Source organism: Collinsella sp. OF02-10 (genome assembly GCF_003463445.1).
In the GTDB taxonomy this organism is placed as follows: Bacteria; Actinomycetota; Coriobacteriia; order Coriobacteriales; family Coriobacteriaceae; genus Collinsella.
On the sequence record NZ_QSCW01000039.1, the window covers coordinates 486 to 2393 of the forward strand.

2 protein-coding genes and 2 pseudogenes are annotated in these 1908 nt (G+C 71.8%); all 4 read right to left on the reverse strand.

Annotated features, from left to right (window positions below; all coding sequences use genetic code 11):
• Positions 1-623 (reverse strand): annotated as a pseudogene (locus DXA43_RS10395) (hypothetical protein); the annotation flags it as partial.
• Complete coding sequence (locus DXA43_RS10045) at positions 611-1273, reverse strand: response regulator transcription factor (protein WP_117807076.1); 663 nt, start codon at positions 1271-1273, stop codon at positions 611-613. The gene DXA43_RS10045 and the pseudogene DXA43_RS10395, both read right to left, overlap by 13 nt.
• 44 nt (positions 1274-1317) lie before the next feature.
• Positions 1318-1476: a hypothetical protein gene (locus tag DXA43_RS10225; RefSeq protein ID WP_199580572.1), complete on the reverse strand. Its 159-nt coding sequence runs from the start codon at positions 1474-1476 to the stop codon at positions 1318-1320.
• 16 nt (positions 1477-1492) lie between these two features.
• Positions 1493-1908: pseudogene (locus tag DXA43_RS10325) on the reverse strand (lantibiotic ABC transporter permease); the annotation flags it as partial.

Consider the following 1908-nt stretch of genomic DNA (forward strand, 5'->3'; position numbering starts at 1 on the left):
CCGACGCGCCCCGCCGCCTCCGCGAGCGGCGCCATCTTGCGCGAGATCACGCGGCTCGCACGGCGCGCCACGAGCGCGAGCGCGAGCGCGCTTCCCGCCGTGGCGCCGACGAGCATGAGGTTCTGCGGGTTGGGAAGCAGGCCGGCGAGGTCGCGCGAGACCCACTGCGGCAGATACTCGCTGACGAGCGCGCAGGCCCCGCCGCCTTTGAGCGGGAACGCGGCGTAGGTAACGCCCGAACCCCCGCCCTCGATCTCCACTGTGCCCGGATCCGCGGCGAGTGCCGCACGAGCCATATCCTTCGCGTCCTCGAGCCGCGTGCTCTCGAGGTCTGTCATCAGCACGTTTCCGTCCTTGTTCAGGATGAGGTAGCGGTACGCCGTCGGCACGTCCTGCTGCCCGCAGACGCCGTCGCGTGCCAGGCCCTCCGCGACCTCGCGCGCATTGGCCGGCCCCCAGCTTGCCTCGTAGACGAAGCCCGCGCTGATCAACACGGAGAGCACCATGAACGAGGCGAGCCACGCCGTGGCGACCGCCGCGAACGCGTAGGCGAAGTAGCGCGCGATGACGAAGGAGAGCGGCATGCCCCCGCGACCTCGCGCCCCGATCTTCAGAGCTGCCACTTGTACCCCATCCCCCAGACGGTCGCGATCGGATCGGCGCCGGCCTCGGAGAGTTTCCTCCGGGCGCGACTGACCTGCATGGATATGGCCGCGTCGTCGGCGTCGCTCTCCCAGCCGAGCACCGCCTCGCGTATCTGCGCGCGGCTCATGACCTGCCCGGGGTGGCGCGCGAGGTACTCGCAGATGGCGTACTCGGTGGGCGTGAGCGGCACGGTCTCGCCGCCCACGGCGAGGTCGCGCGCCCCGAGGTCGATCCGCACCTCCCCGAAGGAGAGGGCGTGCGAGCGCGGCCGGCGCTCACGGCGTAGATGGGCCGCGACCTTGGCGCGCAGTTCCGCGGCCCCGAAGGGCTTGCGGACGTAGTCGTCGGCGCCCAGGCCGTAGGCGGCCACGGCATCCTCCTCGGCCACGCGCGCGGTCAGGAAGACGATGGGCCCGTCGAAGTCCGGGCGGATCTGCCGCACGAGCTCGAAGCCGTCAAGCCCCGGCATCATGACGTCGCAGAACACGAGGTCGAAGCGCGAGAGGTCCATCCCCAGGACCGCCGTCGGGTCCGCCGCCCTAACGACCTCATGGCCGTCGCGGCCGAGGACGCGCGCGAGCGCGTCGAGGATCGCCCGTTCATCATCCACTGCCAGTATCCTCGCCATGTTGACCTCCTGAAACTCTCGTCGGAATTGTACTAGCGCCGCGCTCAGCGGTCCAGAGCCCTGCGCGCAGCCGCGGGCGCCAACATGACGATCTCAGGGTTGGGCAGCACGCGGTCGGCAATCGAGCGTAGTGCCGACCCCCAGCCGGCGTCGAGCAGAGCATTCCCGCCCAGGACGAGCGCTGCGGAGAGGAGGACGAGCATGGAGGCGAGCGGCCTCCTACGCATCTGCCCTCCCGTCCTCGAAGCGGCAGAACCAGGCGAGAAGGACGGCGCCGGCTGCCAGGGTAAGCGCGAGGCTAGCGAGCGCAGTCGTGAGGAGAGGGGCCGCCGCGCGTGCGGCGTCGATGAAGGCCTCCACCCCGAGCGATCCAAGGCGCGCGGGCCAGGCGAGCGGCACCCAGCTCAGGGGCGTCGCCAGGGCACCGGTGAGCTCGCCGGTCATAAGGCCGTGCGCAAGTCCGCCCACCGAGAAGAACGCGAGGAGCATCCCCGCCGCGCCGGCGCCGATGACGGCGTTGCGGCCGAGGCGCAGGGCCACGCCGAGCCCCAGCGCGTAGAGGGGCAGGCTGCCCAGCACGATGCCCGCCCAGGCGGCCGCAAGCGGAGTGGGCCCGAGCGGCAGGCGCCCGGCGA

What these genes read in the sequence shown, in the direction of transcription:
- DXA43_RS10045 (WP_117807076.1), bottom strand. Translation starts at nt 1,273, where the DNA reads ATGGCGAGGATACTGGCAGTGGATGATGAACGGGCGATCCTCGACGCG.
- DXA43_RS10225 (WP_199580572.1), bottom strand. Translation starts at nt 1,476, where the DNA reads ATGCTCGTCCTCCTCTCCGCAGCGCTCGTCCTGGGCGGGAATGCTCTG.